Genomic DNA, 17,920 nt, shown 5'->3' with positions numbered 1-17,920 from the left:
CGATGGCAGGAGTCGATGAACATCGATGGAAACCGACGGAGGCTTCACGGATGCCAAGTGAGAATGTCGCCAGAAGGCGCAAGTTTTCACCGGGTCGACACGTCTCGGCTTTCGCCTTCGTACTCGGCATCGCCATATTCGGATCGGCATGTTCCGACGGGTCGGAGCCGATCTCGGAAACGTCGCCGACGGCACAGCCACGGCCCGCGGGACCGGTCGCCGACTTACACGAACTAAGCGGCGGTAACGGTGTCAGCATGGGTTCCCCGACGAAGGTCGACCTGACGGGCACCGGCTACGTCGAGAACGAGTACGCCGCATCAGGGACAGCGACCTCGTACGACCCGCAAGGTGCGCTAGCTCCCGATGGCCGCTGGACATTCCAACCCGGCAGTACCGCCGCGTACAGCACCCGGGTACTCGTGCGGCGGCCAGCCGCTACCACGGCGTTCAGCGGCACCGTCGTCGTCGAGTGGTTGAACGTCAGCGGCGGGAGCGACTCGGACGTCGTGTGGTCAAGCACCCACGAAGAGATCGTCCGACGGGGCGACGCGTGGGTCGGCGTCTCGGCGCAACGCATCGGTGTCATGGGCGGACCCGTGCTCACCCCGACCGGTCGCGGCAACACCTCAACCGGATTGGTTGGCGCCGACCCCGCGCGATACGGCTCGCTCAACCAGCCCGGCGACGGATACTCCTTCGACATCTTCACCCAAGCCGCGCGCGCGGTCCGTGCCAGCGGCGTGGCGATGGGCGACCTGAAGCCGCGGCGCGTGCTCGCTGCCGGCCAATCCCAGTCGGCGTACGCGCTCGTCACCTACCTCAACGGAGTGCAGCCCCTCACCCGCGAGTTCGACGGCTTCCTCGTCCACAGCCGTGGCATCGGCGGCCTTCCGCTCGCCGCACCAGGCCAGCCCGCCAACATCGCCGACGACACCGCGACCTCACCGACGATCATCCGGACCGACACCGAAGTACCAGTACTCGACATCCAGACCGAGGGCGACCTCGGCGCTCCGCTGAACTCCCTCGGCGCGCGCCAGCCCGACAGCGACCGGTTCCGCCTCTGGGAGGTCGCCGGGGCCGCGCACGCGGACATGCACACGGTCGGCCCTTTCGCCGACGCGCTCGGCTGCTCGACGAAGATCAATAATGCTCCCATGCACGTCGTCGTGAAGGCGGCACTGGACGCTCTCGAGGATTGGGTGAGTGCTGGGACACTGCCTGCCACCGCACCACGGATCGAGGTCACACAGGACAGCCCGCCGCAGATCGCGCGCGACGCCGACGGCATCGCACTGGGCGGCGTACGCACCCCGCCCGTGGACGTGCCGGTCGACGTCCTGTCAGGCACCCCCGGCCCGAACCCTTCGGTGATATGCAGTCTGTTCGGCTCGACGACACCCTTGCCCACCGAACGTCTCGCGGCCCTTTACCCGTCGCGTGACACCTACCTGCAGAAATACACCACGGCGGTCGACAGCACGATCAAAGCCGGATTCACCCTGGCGGCAGACCGTGACGCGCTGCTCGCCTACGCACAACCGTCACGCGTTCAATAAGCGTGTTCGGGGAGTGTCCGATCGCCGGCTCTGGCTCACTTTCGGTGGTGACGGGGTGTTAGTCGAGCAGGATGCGGTGGCGGAGCAGGGTGAATCCTGCTCGGCCGTGCATCTGACGCATGATCCGTGGCGCCGGAGCCGTCCCGGCAGACGATCTGGACGCCGGGGTGGGCGCGCAGCCATGCCTCCAACGCGTCAGCGCCGCGGTCGGGCAGGACGTCGACGCGCGCCGGGTCTGCGCGTCGATCAGGATCGTGGCGTAGCGGGGCCGGCGGCGCAGCGCGAAGTCGTACGTGTTGGAGCGCTACCAGCGGCGCACGGCGAGGCTGGCCGCTCAGATCGGCGCGGTCGTCCGCGAGTTAGCCGGCCGGGCCGGTGTTCGGGTCCTGTCCGCGCTGGCGATCCGGCTGTCCCGGTACAGCGCGCTGCGCTGCCTGCTGCGTCTGCCGCTCCCGCCGTTCGAGGCGCCGCGGGTGCTCGGCGTCGCCCTGGGGGCTGTATCCCAGGCGGTCAGGAGCCGTGGCCGGTCTAATTATTGTGGCGGCATGGGATTGCTGGGGGATCTGATCAAGACCGTGTCCGACCTGGTGACGAGCGGCCGCCGCAGGAGTGAGGCACCCTCGCGGGAGGCAGGACGGGAAGGTCGGCGGCGGTCGGAATCAACACCGACGGCCCGTTCTTCTTCGTCCTCGGTGGCAGCCGCGCGCAGTCATCCGGCCCGGGAGCGGGCGCGGTCGTCCCGCGCGAATGCAGAGGTCTCGCCGGGCGAGTCCGGGCCGGACGCCACCATGGAGGTCGATCCGCGTCGCATCGGGCCGGTGCGGATGAGCTACTCGCCGCAACCGGACGGGGCCCCGGATCCCGGCGAGATCGTCTGGACGTGGGTGCCGTTCCAGGAGAACGACGGACGGGGCAAGGACCGGCCGGTACTCGTGGTGGCCGTCGAATCCGCGGGCACCTACCTGGCCGTGCAGCTAACCAGCAAGGACCACGGCGGCGAGGGCGACTTTGTGCCCGTCGGCGCAGGCGGGTGGGACAGCGAGCACCGACCGTCCTGGGTCAACCTGGACCGGGTGATCCGGGTGCACGAGGGCGGGATGCGCCGAGAGTCGACGGCCCTGCCGCGCGAGCCGTTCGAGCGGGTCACGGACCGGCTGCATCAGCGCTACGGCTGGCACTAGCCTCGAATCGCAAACGGCTACCTCGACCCGGATACGTCCCGGCTGCTCCCGACCTGGGATGAGGCGGTGGACGCGATCGGCGGCGACGACGAACCGGCCCACGTCGTCCGCTTCGGGCCCCAACTCCGCGCGGACGGTGTCACGGCGAACTCGACGAACACCGGTCGGATGATTGGCTACCTGACCAAGTACCTGGTGAAGAGCCTCGACGCCTGCCACGGGGCCTGGTGATTGTGCGGCCGAAGAGTCGTGCCGGTCGGCGGACGATCGTGATTCCGCTGAACCTGGCGGTGAGCCTGCGGGCTCATCGTGCCGCTCAGCGCGCCGAGTGCGGTGCGGCCGGCGGGGAGTGGGTCAACGAACAGGATCTCGTGTTCGTCCAGCCGAACGGGCGTCCGCTCGATCCCCGTGCGGACCATCGGGCCTGGCAGGATCTGCTGTCGCAGGCCGGTGTGCGGGCGGCCCGGCTGCATGACGCGCGGCACACGATGGCGAGCCTGCTGCTGGCGCAGGGAGTTCATCCGCGGGTGGTCATGGAGATCAATGGGTCACTCGCAGATCAGCCTGACCCTGTGCACCTACAGCCATGTGGCGCCGGAGCTGTCGACCGACGCGGCCGACCGGATGGGCGCGGCCCTGTGGGGCACCGGGGCGCCGGCCACCGACAGCGACGATGACCGGAAGAAGGAAGTAGAAGGGGATTGATGCGTTGCGCACCCGTGGCTGCCAGCATGGCTGCCACAGTGAAAACAGCGGCCCCATCCAAATGGATGAAACCGCTGGTAGCTACGGATGCGCCGCCAGGGACTTGAACCCCGAACCCGCGGATTAAGAGAAGCAGGCGCTCCGTCCACGCACGTCCACCGATGTCCACCGGGTCGGCGCGACCTGGGCTGCGGCGCCGCTCCGTGTCCGCCGATGTCCACCGATGTCCGCCGGCTCGGGTACAGCAGCGGGTACAGCAGTGGGTACACGGTCGCCTGGCTGCATCGACCGAAGAGCAAGGTATGTGTCGGACCCCAACTGGCCCGACTCGAACGGGCTGGTTCCCTCTACCGCGTGCCGGCGAGTGGGGAGGCATTCGCCGACTGGTGCAGGCCGAAGGTCATCCCGAACGTGGCCGATCAACGCCGGCGACTGTTAATTCGGATATGGGCATCCGGAACCCCGGTCCGGTTCGGTCTCCCGTCGAGAGGTCGCTCCAAGCCCTACGCTCCGCAGCCCTCGGCGCGCCGTCCACGAACTTCCACCGACGTCCATCAGTTCAGGGTGCGGGCCCGGCGACGTCTACCGGCGTCCATGAGCGTCCACTGCAGTTGCGGTCCAACTGCCTTCTGGTAGCCCTGCTGGTGGTAGTAAACGAGCGCTCATCCGACGCTTCGGCCCTTGGACTACATTAAGAGAGAGCGGGCGCTTCGTCCGCCGATGTCCGCAACCGTCCGCTGCGTCGCCTCGATCTGAGTAATTACCTCCGCCCGTGTCCAAGGCGGTCTGCCGGCACCTGCGGGCTCGGGTGCAACGATGGGTGCACCGACGTGAGGTCAAGGGGCGAAGTGTCAAACCCTCTGATTACGTAATTTACTCGCTTCATCCACGGGGTCCGCTGCCGGCAGCCGGCCTGACTGTCGCCAGCGGGCAGGTCTGCGCCACCGTTGGGGACTCTGGATCACATCGCCCACGACGATCCGCCCCCTATCCACCAATCTCATACAATCGAAAGAACCATGGAAATCGTGTGTTGATCGGTATTGTGCGGGAATACAAGCTGACGCAATACAAGCAAGATTGTTCCACGAAGGTGCAAGTCTCGACCTAAAGCGGACATGGGAGTTAAGGGATGCGCATTGGAAGAACCTCGCGATACGGATTTTTAATATCGGCGGTCATCGGCATCGTGCTAGCAACACCTCTGGTCGCTAGGGCCGAGAGGAACGATACACTAATTCCCAACCCATATCGCCCTGTTGCAACAGAGTGCTCTCGCGTGGAAAGTGGGTCGCTAGTCGGTAATTCCGGGTCTCGTGCAGCCAGTGCATCCTGTTATTATCCCGAGGGTGAAGCGACGCCTTCGGGACAGAAAGAACCTAGTGGAGAAACATACGGTACGACAGGAGATAGACCGTTTGTTGGTGAGTCGCAGGCCGCCATCTCCGGGGGCGGCGGCGTACCAGCCGGAGGCCCCAGCGCCAACCCGATTTCGTATAGAGGGAGTACACCCCACAGGGGTCGGGTTCCTCTTTAGAGTACGCCACGGTAGCAGATCAGAATGAACTGATAGCGAAACATACTGCAACCTCGGTAGTGGACAGACCCCAGCAGCAGCGGAATATTAACTAGAGGTCCAAGGATGCGTCCACAGCGGGTCGCCGTCGAGAAATGGTAGGGTGGACCGCAAAGAAGTTCTGTCGCATCTTAATGGCTACTCGGACCTTCCTGTAATTCCGTATGTCGCCGGAGAATTACATGCAAGAGAAAACTACTCCATCGCGAGGGCCGGTCCTCCTAATCACATTTCTTCTGACCTGCGTAATTCTTGTATGCCTCGTCGGGGGAGTATATATCTGGCGATCGTACATTGAGCTTACGGCCAATGCCGAGGATCCCCTGCGAATTTCTCAGTTTCCACAACTACTACTCCCGATCCTATTGATTTCCGGCATCGTTGTCCTCTTGACCACGCTTGCCCTTGCTGCGCTCGTATATAGATTCGTCGGTGCTCAAGTTAGCCGCGAGTCACCACTCGGTCTTCCGGAAGGCTCGGTCGGAGCTGTTCTAGCATTGATGCTCGTCGTAATTTTCGCGATCATGTCGACATTCCTTTATAGCTCCATATTCTCTGCCGAGTCTCAGTCGGCACATCTAGAGCGCATTCAACGTGAACAGCTTGTAGACTTTCCGGCGGAAAGAATCGTTGGCCAGATCTATGACCAAAAATCGAACTCTTACTCGATTGATATTCTCTACCCTAGCGATGAGAGTAACACTTTCGCGAAGGATGTGATGCAGGTGGTTGGGACGCTCCTGGTGGCCGTAGTTGGATTTTACTTCGGACAAAGGAATAAGGAAAGTAGGTAGTTTCTGTGCTGCCATCTTTTCTTGTCGAAATTTGAGGGATCAGTGCTGGTTGCGACGCGCCCGGCAAGCACGGCCGTCCACGGCCGCGCGCAGGCGGCCGCGTGGCGCAGCCTGCACCGGATCTTGATCTCAAGAACGAGGGTTTCGGCAACGTGCGGACTACCTGCCTTGCTCGTGGCGGCGACGCCATGCGGTGCAACGCTTCACGTAGCTGGGTAGGTGGTCGCGGGCGAACTCGTCCGGGCTCCACGGCTGGGCGGGGAGGAACTCGGCGGGCTCGGTGCAGGCGTAGGCCCATGCATGGCGGCCGTGGTCCAGGTCGACGCGACTGACGGTATAGAAGTCGGCTTCGAACGCGTCGAGGGTGCTCCACTCGGCTTCGGTGAGGTCGTCGAAGAGGTGTCCCGTGGCGGTGGCGACCTGGTCGCGGATGAGTCCGGGGTAGATCCGCTCGGGGAGGGCGATGACCTGCCATCCGGTGACGGTGACGGGGACGCGGTGGGGGTCGCGGTCGATGAGGACTCGGAGGACGTCAGGGAAGAGGAGGCTTCCGTAGACGAAGAGGGGTGCCGGGTCCGCTGATGCGGGGTCCAGTCGGCCAGAGCTGGGTGAGTTGGTGCGGGGTGCTGGGCTGGGTGTAGACGGCACGGAAGACCTTCCCCACGGTTTCGGTGTCGGCGGTGTCGGCAAGGTTGACGAACCAGTCGATGCCGGCGGGGTAGGCCCACAGGTAGGTGCGTAGCTGGGGGTCGTTTCCGCGGTCGGTGAGGATGTCTGTGATGGCGTCCGCGGTCCAGAACGGGACGCATGCGCGGGCGTGGTCCGCGCAGTCTGCGACCGGTACACCGGCGTTGATGGCGCGGTGCAGGTCGGCGCGGATGAGTTGTAGGTAGTGGTCCAGGCGGACGCGGGTGGTCACGGCGGTGTCGTCGGGGGTGACGAACAGCGGCATGGCCTGCGCGATGCCTTCCAACAGCACCTGATAGGGCACGTGGACTGACAGCAGGCGCGGCCACGGAACGTCGGTCCGGCTGGCGGTGGCGGTGTAGCTGGCGCTCTGGAGAGCGTGCCCAAGGATCTCGTGTAGGGCGAACTGGCGTAGGCGGACCTTGGTGAAGGCCGCGTTGCGCAAGTTGAACCGGAGACGTACGTCCTGGCCGGTGCCGTCGAGCCAGTAGGCCCAGTAGGCGTCGACGTCGGCGGTCGTGATCTCCAGGGTGTACGGGGCGTCCGTTTCGGCAAGGGCCCGGACGGCAGGCTCTGCCTCGCTGGCGGCGGCCCGGATCATCTCGGGTGCGTCGGTGGCCTCGACCGGCCCTTCGGCGTCGCGTAGCTGGCGGTCGGTGGTGGCATCCCAGGAAACCCCGACCTCGGCCAGAGCCGTGCGGGCGCGCTCACCGACAGCCGTCACGTACTCCTCGGGCCATCCGGCCGCGGAACATCCCTGGGTGGCGGTCAGGTAGTCGTCGAGTGGGGGTCGCTCGCCGAGCAACGCGCCGAGATAGGCCAGGTGGGCGCGGAGCTGCTCGGCGCAGACCTGGTCGCCGTCACGCTCGGCGCGCTCGTAGAGCTGGGTGAGCGTGCTGTGAACGTCCAGGCGGCTCGGGGCCGCTGTCACCTTGGCCGGGGTCGGCGCGCAGTCGAAGTCGATGACCGGCGACGCTTTCCGAGTCTTCTCGTAGGCGTCCCATGCCCGTAGCGTCTGCTCAATCTCGTCACGTAGACGCATGCGCGGTGTCCCATCGCAGCGTCACGAACTGGTTCGGTCGAAGGTTCCGGCGGGTCAGCTCGATGACGACTCCGGCCTCGTCGCGGGCGAAGGACAGACCTTCGGTCGCCGAGATCTCCGACCCGTCCGGCCTATCCTCGGTCGCCGAGCATCGGGTCAGCGACGTGACGCCCTGGTGGCGAAGCCGGATGGTGAGGGTGCCGGTAGGGCGGACGATCGACTGACGCCAGTAGTGGTCGTAGACGAACCGTCCGCCGGTGCTGCGGTAGCCGACGGTCACGGATTCCCCGGGCTGGACGGCGGGGAAGACCTGGCAGGCGAAGCGGGCGCTGAGTTTGGTGTCGTGGACGCGCTGAATGATGATATTGCGGTCGGGGGAGGGCAGGGACTCGATCTGCAACGGGCCGTTGGTGGTCTCGAACCACAGCTCCCTGTTGAGCCTGGTGAACGGCGTCGCCGTGCCGTTGTACAGCTCATGGCGGTAGGTCAGCGTGGCCCATCCGTCTTCGGCAACTTCGATGTCGATGGTCAGGCTGCGGTCCTCGACGTCTCCGGCCGGCTCGCGGGGCGCTGGCATGCTCACGCCCGCGGTCGTGGTCGCGTAGGCGCTGGCGCGGTGATGGTCGCCGATGCCTGCAAGGGCAGGGGAGGGCGGCGCGTCGGCTCTGGTCGTCTCGGCTTCCCAGGGACGGGGCGCGAGTCGGAAGAAGGCGCCCGGGATGCGTAGCGCGTCGGCGATGCGCTCGACCAGGTCGAGTGAGGTGATGTTGCTTTCGCCGCTCATGACCCGGCTGACCCGGCTTTGGGTGAGGCCGCGGACGGGGGAGGACACGCGGTCCTGGCTGGCGCCGTCGTACTTGCGCATCAGGCGGAAGATCGCCTGGAAGTCCAGGGTCTCGCAGGCGGCGCGGAACTCCTCGCGGGCCAGGAGATCGGGCGAGACGGTGTAGGGAGGGGCGGGCTGGGCCATCCGCCATCTCCTCGGGTGCGGGCCGACAGCCAGGGTCAGCGGGTGGTCAGGTCGCTACGCAGAGCCTAATGCCACCATGCCACCTTGGTATGGGTGGTTCGCCGCTGATCTGACGCTTTGGCGCTCGGATGGCGCCTGACAGCCACTCGGCAGGCGGTGAACCGCCCGGATTCCATGCACACCGTGCCTTGCCAACTTGACGTTTCGTGACGCATCGGATGCGGACGAGTCTTGTTCGCAGGCCACCCCGCTCCGCGTCGAGTCGGGATCTCCGCGGGGCGGGGTGGCGTCCAGGCCGTGAGGCGACGTGAGCGGATGAGGGGCGCTGCGGGTGCGATGGGACATGACGGAGCAGACATGGACGGATCTTCGCGGCGGGTCCGGGGGTTCGCGATGACGTGGGCCAGCGGCTCCTGCGAGACGGACGGGGAACCGGGCGTGGGCCTGCTGCCGTGGGGCGCGGACGCCTGGGCGCTCGTCGTACCGGCCGGCTCATCGGCGCAGGCGCTGTACGCGGCGATGGCGGACATGCCCTCTGGCCTGCGCTTCGTCGAGTCCTTCGGGGACGTGGACACGGTCCTGGTCTACGAAGCGTCCGGGATTCGGCTGTCCCGGCGGCAGCTGCCGGGCTCGTTCCTGCGCTCCATGCTCGAACTCGACCCGGCGTCGGTCGGGGAGGACAACGGCCGGCGCTGGATGACTGAGGGGGAACGCGGGGCGTACGACGCGGGGAAGGCGGACATGGCTGATGCGCTGCGCCGGCAGGTGATCCGGCGGCGTCGGCGTCCACGGGCGTGGAGTCCCTCGGCACTGGAGGACTGACAGCACGAAGAGTCGCGATGGGCCGGACCTCGTCGGGGGGGTCCGGCCCATCGTCGTCTCAGGACGGCGTCCGGCTGTCCGCTCTGGTGACGGCCTGCTCGACGGCGGCGAGCCTCGATGTGATCTCGGTAAGCCGCTCCTCGACCCGGGCCAGAGCGGCGAGGATCTCCCGGCCCGTGGGCTCTCCGGGCGTGCCGGCGACCGGTGGCTCTGACACGAGCACCTGGATCAGGTGATCGTCGGGCCACTCCAGCGCCTGGGCGATCGCGACGAGGGTCTTGTTCTGCACCCGACGGCCGGCGCCGTGCTGAAGCTCGCGCAGCGTCGACACGGACACCCCCGAGATGCGGGCGAGCTCCTGCTGACCGATGCGACGGCGCGCCATCCGCTCGTTGAGCGCTGACGCGACGGCGGCCCAGTCCTCGCCGTTGACGGGCCCGCGGGCCCGGTACACCGGGGTTCTCCGGTCAGCCATGCGCGCATATTAGCGGCCCGCAAAACGACGCCAGGACCCATACCGGCATGCCATATCACCTTGGCATGAACCTATGAGCGCCTGCATGGCGCCCATGTCACGGCTACATACAAAGCTGGGTTAACGGTTGATACGCGCTTGCCGAGCGGTGGATCGTGTATCTCGTCAGCCGGAACGCACGGTTGGTTCCGGGTAAAGGCGAGTGGAGGTGGCACGGTGGCGGTTCCGCAACGCATTCCGGTGCGGTTTGAGGACGTGTTCCCGCACGGTGCGTTCGTGCTGGGCGTGGAGGCGGCGAGTGACTTCGACAAGGTGAGGGAGAAGGCGGCGGACGTCCAGGCTCGGGACAAGGACACCGGCGAGCGGGTGTGGTCGGTGCGGGTCCTGGACGCGGACCCGGCGGCCCGGAAAGCCGAACTGAAGGTGAAGATCTTCGGGGAGGTGGCGCCGGTCCTGCCGGACAACCTGCCGGGTCTCCCGTTCCGGCCGGTGATGTTCGAACACCTGGTGGTGGTCCCGTACGTGGACACCAACGGGTCGCAGCCGCGGGTGGCGTTCTCGCTGCGGGCGGGCGTGATGCGGCCGGTCGGTCCGGCTCGGCGGACCAACCCGGGGGTGGCGGCGTGAGCGGGCGCGAGATGGACGGGCTGCGCTCGTCGACGCACCTGGGGCTACACGTGGGCTCGGACTGGTCGACCCGGTGCCACACCTACCCCGACAAGCCTCCGATCCTCTCCGTCCACACGGGCCGGATGACGCTGTCCGTCTCGGCGGCCGGTAGCGCGGTGACCTCGGATCAGGTCGACTTCGCGTACGCCCTGCTCGCCGCGGTGAACGACTACCTAATTGAATGCGAGCGTTTCCGGTTCGCCGCTCAGGATGCGGCCGAACTGCCGGGGCATCTCGCCGCGTAGCCGCTCCGCATAGCTGCTCCGCGGTTCTCCTTCACGTCAGGCGGCCCGGAACCCTTCGTTCGGGCGGACGGTTCCGGGCCCGCCCCGCCTTCCTTCACCTCCCCTTTCTTTCGACTCCTGGTTTCGTGCGCTCTGAAACAGGTGGTATCTGTCATGTCCAGAATCAACGGCGACCGGGGAATGCCCCGAATTCCGTCCCGGCCCGACAAGATGCGGGTCCCGATGTGGATGCTGCTGTTCGCGGTGGCGGGCAAGGGGCTGGTACTCGGGGTCCGCTGGTGCTGGCGGCACCGGGTGGCGGTGCCGGTCGCGCTTGGCCTGGCGCTGTTCACGCGCCGCTTCGGGTCGCTGGGCCTGGTGGCGCTGCTCGTCGCCCTGGTCCTGGCCGCAGTGGTCTGGCGGCGTCTGCACGCCCGGTCGTTCGGCTGGCTGGCCCGGTGGGTGTGGGGCCGGGTGCGGCTCGGGTTCGTGTACCGGCGGCGGTGGCGGCCGGCAATGGTGCACTCGGGCCTGGCGATCCGCATGCCGGCGTCGAACGGCGATCAGGTGACGTTCGACGAGTACTTCCCGCGTATCCGTTCGATCCGCTCGACCCGGGCCGTGGACGTGCTGCGGGTGGAACTGCTCCCGGGGCAGACACCGGAACAGTGGGCGGACGCGGCCGAAGGATTGCGGCACGTATTCCGGGCTCGGCGCTGCCAGGTGCAGGCGGAGGCGCACCGGTTCGTCCGGTTGCACTTCCACCACCGGGACACCCTGACCAGCCCCGTCGAACCGGCCGGGCTCGACCCGTCGGGCCCGGTCATCGACCACGACCCGGACGGCGACGCCACGGCGACCGGCGAACCTGACCGTCTCGTCGGGGACCTCTCGGCCGTTCCGGTCGGCCGGCGGGAGGACGGCAAGCCCTGGACCCTGCCCGTGCGGGGAACCCATCTGCTCATCGCGGGGGCCACCGGTGCCGGTAAGGGCTCGGTGCTGTGGTCGGTCATCCGCGGTCTCGGCCCGGCTGTGCGTGCCGGCCTCGTCGAGCTGTGGGTCTGCGATCCCAAGGGCGGGATGGAACTCGCGTTCGGTGAGCCGCTGTTCACCCAGTTTGCCACCACCACTGAGGCGATCGCGGATCTCCTCGACGACGCGGTGTCGGTGATGCAGGACCGGACGGCCCGGCTGCGCGGGGTGACTCGGCTCCACACCCCGACTCCGGGCGAGCCGCTGATCGTGCTGGTGGTCGATGAGATCGCCTCGTTGACGGCCTACGTCACCGACCGGGAGGTCAAGAAGCGGATCGGTGCTGCGCTGCCGCTGCTGCTCTCGCAGGGACGGGCTCCTGGGGTCGTGGTCCTGGCGGCGGTGCAGGACCCGCGCAAGGAGGTGCTTCCGTTCCGGGATCTGTTCCCGGTCCGTGTCGCGCTGCGGATGACCGAAACTGAACAGGCCGATCTTGTGCTCGGCTCCGGGGCCCGTGACCGGGGCGCGCGGGCGGACGAGATCCCGGTGTCCCTGCCTGGGGTGGGCTACGTGCTCCACGAAGGACAACCCGAACCGGTCCGGGTCCGGGCGTCGTTCATCGACGACACCGAGATCAGTCGGACGGTGTGGTCCTACCGGCCCACTCCCGCGGCCGGCGGCGGCTGGACACCGGACCTCGACCCCTACCGTGACGACGATTCGGCGGACCACGATCACGACCAGGACCACTCCGGCGACGGCTCCTGGTGGGGTGAGGTGGCGTGAACGGCCCGGCCGGCGGGATGCCTGACGATCTGCTCGACTCGGCCGCGCCGGTGCCCGTTCTGCCGGTCTGCGCGACCTGCGGGCACCTGCGTATCACCCACCGGCGTGGCCGGTGCCGTGCAGACCTCGGCCCCGGGACCACCTGCGGCTGCGCCTTCTTCATGACCGCATCGGCTCGTCCGTCGGCCGGCGTGCGCCTGGACCTCGACGACTCGGAGGACCTCACCTCTTGATGACTGGCCTCACCTCGGCTGACCCTGACGTTTCCGCCGGCCGTGACGATCGTCCGGGTTCGCGGGCGGCGCGGATGCGGATGCCGCTTGCTCGCCAGGTCGTGGAAGCGGTCGCCATGGAGAACGGCGTGTGTGTGCGGCCGATGGCGATGCGCCGGACGAATCTCGACACCGGCGAAACCGAGATCATCCCGGTGCCCTGCGGCGCCACCCTTGCGAGCAAGTGCCCGACCTGCGCGGAGAAAGCGCGGCGGCTGCGGATGGCGCAGTGCAAGGCGGGCTGGCACCTGGACGACGAACCGCTTCCCGACCCGGACCCGCCCACGGAGGAGGCGAAGACCCTCGCGGGCTTCCGGGCAGATCTCGAAACCGTCCGGCTCGACGCTGAGCGCGCCGGGGACGCGGCCGGCGTCGCTGAGATCGACGAACTCATCGGCCAGGTGGACGAGGAACTCAACGCGCTGGGAGTGCGGGGGAAGTCGGCGCCGGACAACCGGGATCGGCCGCGCCGTGTCCGCTCGACCCGCCGGCGACAGGACGCACCCGACCTGCCCCGGCTCCCGGTGGGCAAGCGGACAGTCGGGCGGACCTTCGAAGCGACGGACGGCACCACCTGGCGGCCGTCGATGTTCCTGACCCTGACCTGCGACTCGTACGGGCGGGTCACGAGTGAGGGAACCCCGGTCGATCCGGCCTCGTACGACTACCGGCGGGCGGCCCGCGACGCGATCCACTTCCCGAGGCTGATCGACCGGTTCTGGCAGAACCTCCGACGCGCGGTCGGCTGGGATGTGCAGTACTTCGCCACCCTCGAACCGCAGCGACGCTTGGCGCCCCACCTGCACGCGGCCATCCGCGGCACCGTGCCCCGGGTCCTGTTGCGCCAGGTGGCGGCGGCGACATACAGCCAGGTGTGGTGGCCGTCGTGCGACCGGCCGGTCTATGACGACACGTGCCTTCCGGTCTGGGACGACACCGCGGCCGGCTACCTCGACCCGGACACGTCCCGGCCGCTCCCGACCTGGGATGAGGCGGTGGACGCGATCGGCGACGATGCCGAACCAGCCCACGTCGTCCGCTTCGGGCCACAGCTCCGCGCGGACGGCGTCACCGCGAACAACGCGAACACCGGCCGGATGATCGGCTACCTGACCAAGTACCTGACGAAGAGTCTCGACGCCTGCCACGCCGTCACCACCGGCGCGCAGCGTCGGCACGTCGATCGGCTCGCGGACGCGCTGCGCCACGAACCGTGCTCGCCTACCTGCGCGAACTGGCTGCGCTACGGCGTCCAGCCGCGCAACCCGAAGCCGGGCCTCGTCCCGGGGCGGTGCCGGGGCAAGGCCCACCGGCGGGAGACCCTCGGGTTCGGCGGCCGGCGGGTGCTCGTCTCGCGCCGCTGGTCCGGCAAGACCCTGACCGACCACAAGCACGACCGGGTCGCGTTCATCCGGGAGCAGCTCGAAGCCCTCGGCCAGGTGGCGACCGGCCCGGCGGCCACCGGCACCGACCCGGCGCGGACGGTGTGGACGCTGCTCCGGCCCGGTGACCCGGCTGCCCCTCGGCGCGAACACCTGTTGTTGCAGGCGGTCGCGCAACGCCATGCCTGGCGTGCACAGCTCGACGCGGCCCGCTCTGCCACGGCCGGCGGACTTTCGGGAACCGGCCCACCGGCGGTGGCCGAGGCTGCCTGAGCTGCTGTCTCGATCGTCTGGAAGGCAAGGATGACCAAGCTTCTCGTGACACCGGCCGAAGCCGCCGAGATCCTCGCGCTCAGTCGGAGCACCGTGTACGAACTGCTCGCCGCGGGCGTCATCGAATCCGTGCACGTCGGCCGGTCCCGGCGCATCCCGCGCGCCGCGCTCGACGCCTACGTGACCCGGCTGCGGGGCCTCGACGTCGGCCACGGTGCGGCGGCATGAGGCGTGCTACCGCTCGGCGGCCGGCGGAAGCTCGGGCCGATGTTCGGCAATCCAGGCTTCGACGTCGTCGGTCTGCCAGATGTGGCCTGCGGCGAGCGTGGCATGCGGCTTCGGGAAGGTCGGGTCCTCCTTCAGGAGCTGGTTCACCCTTGTCCGGCCCACCCCTAGCCGCTGCGCGATCTCCGCCGCACCCATGAGCGGTTGTCCCATGACCGCAGACTACTGGACGACCGTCCAGGCGCCATGTACCGTTGGCGTCGCTGGACGGTCGTCCAGTCGATATAGGCGGTCCCGGCGGGTGCGCCAACACCCAAACCGGGACCTGAGATCCCACCCTGCTCATGACAGGAGCGAGACCCTATGCCCATTTTCCCGTCTGGCAGCTTCGGCGCCTGGCGCACCCCCGGCGACGGCGGATCTGCCCTCGTCTCCGTGCGCTCCACCGACACCGGCTATGAGCTGCTCGTCCGTCCCGGTGCGGACGTTGGTGACCTGATGGCGATCCTCGCGGGGCTGCCCGTGGACGCCTTCTTCACCGAGCACTTCGGCGACGTTGACGCGGTCCTCGCGTTCCGTCGGGTGCCTGGTCTTTCGGCAACGGTCCTGGACGGTTGGAACCCCTTGACGGGTCCGGCGGCGGCGGGCGTTCCCCGCCCGTAGCGGCTGTTCTGCCTGCTCTACCCCCATTTTTCTTCCGTTCTCTGGTGGCGCTTGAAGCTGTCGGGGTGTCGGACGGGTCCAGGGTCGGCCGAAGGCCGATCGCGTAGCGACGCGCAGCGCCCTGGACGCGGCCGGCGCCCCGACAGACCATCCCAGCGCCAGAGAACGGAAACCCAACCGCACCGGGCGACGCCACCCGCGGCCCGCGTGCACCTGACCCGTTCTTCGGCAAGGAGCCGTGTTTGTCATGCCCACGGATAACGACAAGCCTCCGACCATGAGCTTGCAGCAGGCGCTGCGCGAGCATCTCGGCCGTGCCCGCGCGGACCAGGGCCGCATCTACCCGCAGCCTGAGGGAGAGTCCAAGTTCGCCTGCGACATGGGCGACAGCCGGTACGGCTGCGCCTGGTGCGACAACATCGAATGGCCCGACGGCAACCCCCTGGACGGCGAGTGATGGCCGCGGGGGACGGGGCCGGGAACGACCGGCGGAAGCGGCGGCGCTCCCAGGGCGAAGGCGCCCTGTTCCAGCGTGCGAGTGACGGCCTGTGGGTCGGCCGGGCCGATCTCGGCTGGGTGGACGGAAAGCGTTCCCGCAAGACGGTCTACGGCAAGACCGAGAAGGAATGCCGCGAGAAGCTCACCAAGGTCCAGCGCGCGGCCGAACTCGGCGTCAACGTGACGGCTGAGCGCCGGACGGTCGCGGTCTGGCTGGGGGAGTGGCTCGACATCAAGGAGGGCGACGGCACCCGCGCGTCGACGCTCCGGGCGTACCGCTGGTTGATCAACACGCACATCGTTCCGGTGATCGGCCGTGTCCAGCTCGACAAGCTGACTCCGCTGGACGTCCGGCGGCTCGTCGCCTCGGCGAAGAAGTCGGGCCTGTCGGCCGGCAGCGTCCGCCACGTGCACAGCCTGATCCGCAACGCCCTGGCGGAGGCCGAGCGGCTGGACCTGGTGGCGCGCAACGTGGCGAAGGCGGTCAAGGCGCCACCCACCCCGCATCGTGAGGTCCGGGCGCTGCGGCCGGAAGAGGCGCGCCGGCTCGTCGAGGTGCTCCGTGGTGAGCGGCTCGAAGCCGTGTTCGCGTGCGGCCTGATGCTCGGGCTACGCCGTGGAGAGATTCTCGGCCTGCGCTGGGCCGATGTCGACCTGGACGGCGCGACCCTCCACGTCCGCCAGACCCTGCAGCGGGTCGACGGCTCGCTGATGTTCGTCCCGGCGAAGACGGAGCGGTCCCACCGGCGGCTGCCCATCCCTCCGAAGCTGGTGGCGATCCTGCGGCGGCACCGGGCCACCCAGACCACGGAGCGCACCGGGCTCGGTGAGGCATGGACGGAGACCGGGCTCGTCTTCACCTCGTCGATCGGCACGCCGTTGGAGCCGCGCAACGTCAACCGGCGGTTCGACGTGCTGCGCCGTCAGGCGGGACTGCCGTGGCTGCGGCTGCATGACCTGCGCCACGCCTTCGCCTCGATGCTCTTCGCTGAGGGCGTCCCGGCCCGGACGGTGATGGAGCTGCTCGGGCACTCCACGATCCAGCTCACCATGAACACCTACACGCACGTGATGCCGGAGACCCAGCGCGACGCGGTCGGCCGGCTCGACCGGATCTTCAGCGACGATGCCGGCGATGACGCCGACGCCGACGAAGCGGACGGGGAGGACCTCGCGGGCTGACCGTGTACCCAAGTGAACGGGCGACGCCCCGGGATGGCTGTGTACCTTGCGGCGCCCGGGGCGTTTGCCGTCAGGGCACGGAATGTCTGGGGTACAAAAGTGGGTACAGAACCCTTTTAAGAACGACTACCAAGAGTCATAAGACCTGGTAGATACGGGTGCGCCGCCAGGGACTTGAACCCCGAACCCGCGGATTAAGAGTCCGCTGCTCTGCCAATTGAGCTAGCGGCGCGTGCCTCCGCGTTCCCGCGGCGACGTGGACAACCTTACCAGCTCCACGGAGGTACTGACGCGGGGGGTCGCGGTCCGGTTCATGTCGATCTGTCCGGTGCTGCCTGGCTCAGGTCGTTGGAGGCCAGGGAGACCGGCAGGACCTGGAGCGGGCAGGGCATCCGAGATGCCCGTGACGTCCATCGTCGTCCGGGATCCGAGCTGCCGGGGTCGGGTCGGGTCGGCGCCTGCGCCGGCGGTTGCGTGCCGGCGCAGGCCCGACCCCGTAGGAGGGCGCCCTGCCTGCTACATGCCGTTCGCCGGCTGGCGGTAGGCCTTGCCGTCGATGGTGGTCGTCAGCGTGCCCGTCGCGCCGAAGATGTTGGTGAGTACGTCGATGGTGAGGTGGAAGCCGTCGGGGCTGGTCTTCTTGGTGGCCTTCGTGGCGCCGGTCTGGGTGAGGTCGGAGAACCAGTCGACCTTGCTCGTGGTGAGGGCCGGGATGGTCACGGTCACCTTCTCCGCGCCGTTGAGGGTGGTGGCGCCGTCGTCGGAGTAGTCGGTGTAGGTGACCGAGACCGTGTCGATCGCGATCTTGTCGGGCGTTTCGGTGATTTCGATCTTCGCGGTGCCGTGGTTCGCGCCGCGCAGCGTGTAGGTGCCGGCCGGGGGGCGCGGACAGCCCGGAGAAACTGTGGGAGCTGGTCGTGGACGGCCGCGACGCCATCGGCCCCTTCCCGACGAACCGTG

General features: G+C 68.0%; 18 protein-coding genes, 1 tRNA gene and 5 pseudogenes. 16 read left to right on the top strand and 8 right to left on the bottom strand.

Going from position 1 to position 17,920, the window contains the following annotated elements:
- Positions 1-50 precede the first annotated feature (50 nt).
- Positions 51-1,562, top strand: coding sequence for an alpha/beta hydrolase domain-containing protein (locus FMEAI12_RS11100; protein WP_112105943.1), 1,512 nt, complete (start codon positions 51-53; stop codon positions 1,560-1,562).
- Positions 1,563-1,696: 134 nt separating this feature from the next.
- Here the strand turns inward: FMEAI12_RS11100 and FMEAI12_RS11095 are convergent.
- Positions 1,697-1,851, bottom strand: a pseudogene (locus FMEAI12_RS11095) (ISL3 family transposase); the annotation flags it as partial.
- Between the two features lie 4 nt (positions 1,852-1,855).
- Between FMEAI12_RS11095 and FMEAI12_RS11090 the strand changes: the two are divergent.
- The 5 genes and pseudogenes from FMEAI12_RS11090 to FMEAI12_RS38020 form a co-directional block, all read left to right on the top strand.
- Positions 1,856-2,047, top strand: a pseudogene (locus FMEAI12_RS11090) (ISL3 family transposase); the annotation flags it as partial.
- A 60-nt stretch (positions 2,048-2,107) separates the two neighbouring features.
- On the top strand, positions 2,108-2,743 hold the full coding sequence (locus FMEAI12_RS39830) for a type II toxin-antitoxin system PemK/MazF family toxin (protein ID WP_200835252.1): 636 nt from the start codon (positions 2,108-2,110) through the stop codon (positions 2,741-2,743).
- Between the two features lie 15 nt (positions 2,744-2,758).
- A pseudogene (locus FMEAI12_RS11080) lies at positions 2,759-2,962 on the top strand (replication initiator); the annotation flags it as partial.
- Between the two features lie 8 nt (positions 2,963-2,970).
- Positions 2,971-3,231, top strand: a pseudogene (locus FMEAI12_RS38025) (site-specific integrase); the annotation flags it as partial.
- Between the two features lie 55 nt (positions 3,232-3,286).
- A complete protein-coding gene (locus tag FMEAI12_RS38020) occupies positions 3,287-3,448 on the top strand; it encodes a hypothetical protein (protein WP_235013901.1) in 162 nt (53 codons plus the stop codon).
- A gap of 2,529 nt (positions 3,449-5,977) precedes the next feature.
- Here FMEAI12_RS38020 and FMEAI12_RS11070 read toward each other — a convergent pair.
- From FMEAI12_RS11070 to FMEAI12_RS11060, 3 genes are read right to left on the bottom strand one after another with little or no spacing between them, the layout of a single operon-like run.
- Positions 5,978-6,466, bottom strand: coding sequence for a gamma-glutamylcyclotransferase family protein (locus FMEAI12_RS11070; RefSeq protein WP_112105942.1), 489 nt, complete (start codon positions 6,464-6,466; stop codon positions 5,978-5,980).
- A complete protein-coding gene (locus tag FMEAI12_RS11065; protein WP_146776675.1) occupies positions 6,351-7,547 on the bottom strand; it encodes a hypothetical protein in 1,197 nt (398 codons plus the stop codon). Before FMEAI12_RS11065 ends, FMEAI12_RS11070 begins: the two co-directional genes overlap by 116 nt.
- Complete coding sequence (locus FMEAI12_RS11060; protein WP_112105941.1) at positions 7,534-8,517, bottom strand: helix-turn-helix domain-containing protein; 984 nt, start codon at positions 8,515-8,517, stop codon at positions 7,534-7,536. Before FMEAI12_RS11060 ends, FMEAI12_RS11065 begins: the two co-directional genes overlap by 14 nt.
- 357 nt (positions 8,518-8,874) lie before the next feature.
- On the opposite strand from FMEAI12_RS11060, the gene FMEAI12_RS11055 reads away from it, so the two are divergent.
- A complete protein-coding gene (locus FMEAI12_RS11055) occupies positions 8,875-9,339 on the top strand; it encodes a hypothetical protein (RefSeq protein ID WP_112105940.1) in 465 nt (154 codons plus the stop codon).
- Positions 9,340-9,397: 58 nt separating this feature from the next.
- On the opposite strand, the gene FMEAI12_RS11050 is transcribed toward FMEAI12_RS11055, so the two are convergent.
- Positions 9,398-9,814 (bottom strand): helix-turn-helix transcriptional regulator, encoded by a 417-nt coding sequence (locus FMEAI12_RS11050; RefSeq protein WP_195905950.1) that lies wholly within the window; start codon positions 9,812-9,814, stop codon positions 9,398-9,400.
- 216 nt (positions 9,815-10,030) lie between these two features.
- On the opposite strand from FMEAI12_RS11050, the gene FMEAI12_RS11045 reads away from it, so the two are divergent.
- The 6 genes from FMEAI12_RS11045 (at position 10,031) to FMEAI12_RS11020 (ending at position 14,620) form a co-directional block, all read left to right on the top strand.
- Complete coding sequence (locus tag FMEAI12_RS11045) at positions 10,031-10,441, top strand: plasmid replication, integration and excision activator (RefSeq protein ID WP_112105939.1); 411 nt, start codon at positions 10,031-10,033, stop codon at positions 10,439-10,441.
- Positions 10,438-10,728, top strand: coding sequence for a hypothetical protein (locus FMEAI12_RS11040; RefSeq protein WP_235013888.1), 291 nt, complete (start codon positions 10,438-10,440; stop codon positions 10,726-10,728). The genes FMEAI12_RS11045 and FMEAI12_RS11040 overlap by 4 nt, the downstream gene beginning before the upstream one ends.
- Before the next feature lie 153 nt (positions 10,729-10,881).
- Positions 10,882-12,465, top strand: coding sequence for an FtsK/SpoIIIE domain-containing protein (locus FMEAI12_RS11035; RefSeq protein WP_112105938.1), 1,584 nt, complete (start codon positions 10,882-10,884; stop codon positions 12,463-12,465).
- Complete coding sequence (locus FMEAI12_RS11030; protein ID WP_112105937.1) at positions 12,462-12,698, top strand: hypothetical protein; 237 nt, start codon at positions 12,462-12,464, stop codon at positions 12,696-12,698. Before FMEAI12_RS11035 ends, FMEAI12_RS11030 begins: the two co-directional genes overlap by 4 nt.
- Positions 12,698-14,392 (top strand): replication initiator, encoded by a 1,695-nt coding sequence (locus tag FMEAI12_RS11025; protein WP_112105936.1) that lies wholly within the window; start codon positions 12,698-12,700, stop codon positions 14,390-14,392. The genes FMEAI12_RS11030 and FMEAI12_RS11025 overlap by 1 nt, the downstream gene beginning before the upstream one ends.
- Before the next feature lie 30 nt (positions 14,393-14,422).
- On the top strand, positions 14,423-14,620 hold the full coding sequence (locus FMEAI12_RS11020) for a helix-turn-helix domain-containing protein (RefSeq protein WP_066071408.1): 198 nt from the start codon (positions 14,423-14,425) through the stop codon (positions 14,618-14,620).
- Between the two features lie 6 nt (positions 14,621-14,626).
- On the opposite strand, the gene FMEAI12_RS11015 is transcribed toward FMEAI12_RS11020, so the two are convergent.
- The gene (locus tag FMEAI12_RS11015) at positions 14,627-14,815 is read right to left on the bottom strand and encodes an AlpA family transcriptional regulator (RefSeq protein WP_066071405.1); all 189 of its coding nucleotides are present in this window, start codon (positions 14,813-14,815) and stop codon (positions 14,627-14,629) included.
- Positions 14,816-14,980: 165 nt separating this feature from the next.
- Here FMEAI12_RS11015 and FMEAI12_RS11010 point away from each other — a divergent pair, with 165 nt between their 5' ends.
- The 3 genes from FMEAI12_RS11010 (at position 14,981) to FMEAI12_RS11000 (ending at position 16,960) form a co-directional block, all read left to right on the top strand.
- On the top strand, positions 14,981-15,280 hold the full coding sequence (locus FMEAI12_RS11010) for a hypothetical protein (protein WP_112105935.1): 300 nt from the start codon (positions 14,981-14,983) through the stop codon (positions 15,278-15,280).
- 247 nt (positions 15,281-15,527) lie between these two features.
- Positions 15,528-15,737, top strand: coding sequence for a hypothetical protein (locus tag FMEAI12_RS11005; RefSeq protein ID WP_112105988.1), 210 nt, complete (start codon positions 15,528-15,530; stop codon positions 15,735-15,737).
- The gene (locus FMEAI12_RS11000) at positions 15,737-16,960 is read left to right on the top strand and encodes a site-specific integrase (protein ID WP_112105934.1); all 1,224 of its coding nucleotides are present in this window, start codon (positions 15,737-15,739) and stop codon (positions 16,958-16,960) included. Before FMEAI12_RS11005 ends, FMEAI12_RS11000 begins: the two co-directional genes overlap by 1 nt.
- A gap of 159 nt (positions 16,961-17,119) precedes the next feature.
- Here the strand turns inward: FMEAI12_RS11000 and FMEAI12_RS10995 are convergent.
- Positions 17,120-17,192, bottom strand: a tRNA-Lys gene (locus FMEAI12_RS10995).
- Between the two features lie 284 nt (positions 17,193-17,476).
- Positions 17,477-17,920, bottom strand: a pseudogene (locus FMEAI12_RS10990) (hypothetical protein); the annotation flags it as partial.

Source organism: Parafrankia sp. Ea1.12, from assembly GCF_900465275.1.
Classification (GTDB): Bacteria; Actinomycetota; Actinomycetes; order Frankiales; family Frankiaceae; genus Parafrankia; species Parafrankia soli.
The sequence above is the reverse complement of the archived record's forward strand: the minus strand, read 5'-3'. Positions and strand labels throughout refer to the sequence as shown.

Coding starts and splice junctions, on each gene's coding strand:
- FMEAI12_RS39830 (WP_200835252.1), top strand. CDS start 2,108: ATGGGATTGCTGGGGGATCTGATCAAGACCGTGTCCGACCTGGTGACG.
- FMEAI12_RS11015 (WP_066071405.1), bottom strand. CDS start 14,815: ATGGGTGCGGCGGAGATCGCGCAGCGGCTAGGGGTGGGCCGGACAAGG.
- FMEAI12_RS11065 (WP_146776675.1), bottom strand. CDS start 7,547: ATGCGTCTACGTGACGAGATTGAGCAGACGCTACGGGCATGGGACGCC.
- FMEAI12_RS38020 (WP_235013901.1), top strand. CDS start 3,287: ATGGGTCACTCGCAGATCAGCCTGACCCTGTGCACCTACAGCCATGTG.
- FMEAI12_RS11055 (WP_112105940.1), top strand. CDS start 8,875: ATGGACGGATCTTCGCGGCGGGTCCGGGGGTTCGCGATGACGTGGGCC.
- FMEAI12_RS11010 (WP_112105935.1), top strand. CDS start 14,981: ATGCCCATTTTCCCGTCTGGCAGCTTCGGCGCCTGGCGCACCCCCGGC.
- FMEAI12_RS11035 (WP_112105938.1), top strand. CDS start 10,882: ATGTCCAGAATCAACGGCGACCGGGGAATGCCCCGAATTCCGTCCCGG.
- FMEAI12_RS11005 (WP_112105988.1), top strand. CDS start 15,528: ATGCCCACGGATAACGACAAGCCTCCGACCATGAGCTTGCAGCAGGCG.
- FMEAI12_RS11025 (WP_112105936.1), top strand. CDS start 12,698: ATGACTGGCCTCACCTCGGCTGACCCTGACGTTTCCGCCGGCCGTGAC.
- FMEAI12_RS11000 (WP_112105934.1), top strand. CDS start 15,737: ATGGCCGCGGGGGACGGGGCCGGGAACGACCGGCGGAAGCGGCGGCGC.
- FMEAI12_RS11100 (WP_112105943.1), top strand. CDS start 51: ATGCCAAGTGAGAATGTCGCCAGAAGGCGCAAGTTTTCACCGGGTCGA.
- FMEAI12_RS11020 (WP_066071408.1), top strand. CDS start 14,423: ATGACCAAGCTTCTCGTGACACCGGCCGAAGCCGCCGAGATCCTCGCG.
- FMEAI12_RS11060 (WP_112105941.1), bottom strand. CDS start 8,517: ATGGCCCAGCCCGCCCCTCCCTACACCGTCTCGCCCGATCTCCTGGCC.
- FMEAI12_RS11050 (WP_195905950.1), bottom strand. CDS start 9,814: ATGGCTGACCGGAGAACCCCGGTGTACCGGGCCCGCGGGCCCGTCAAC.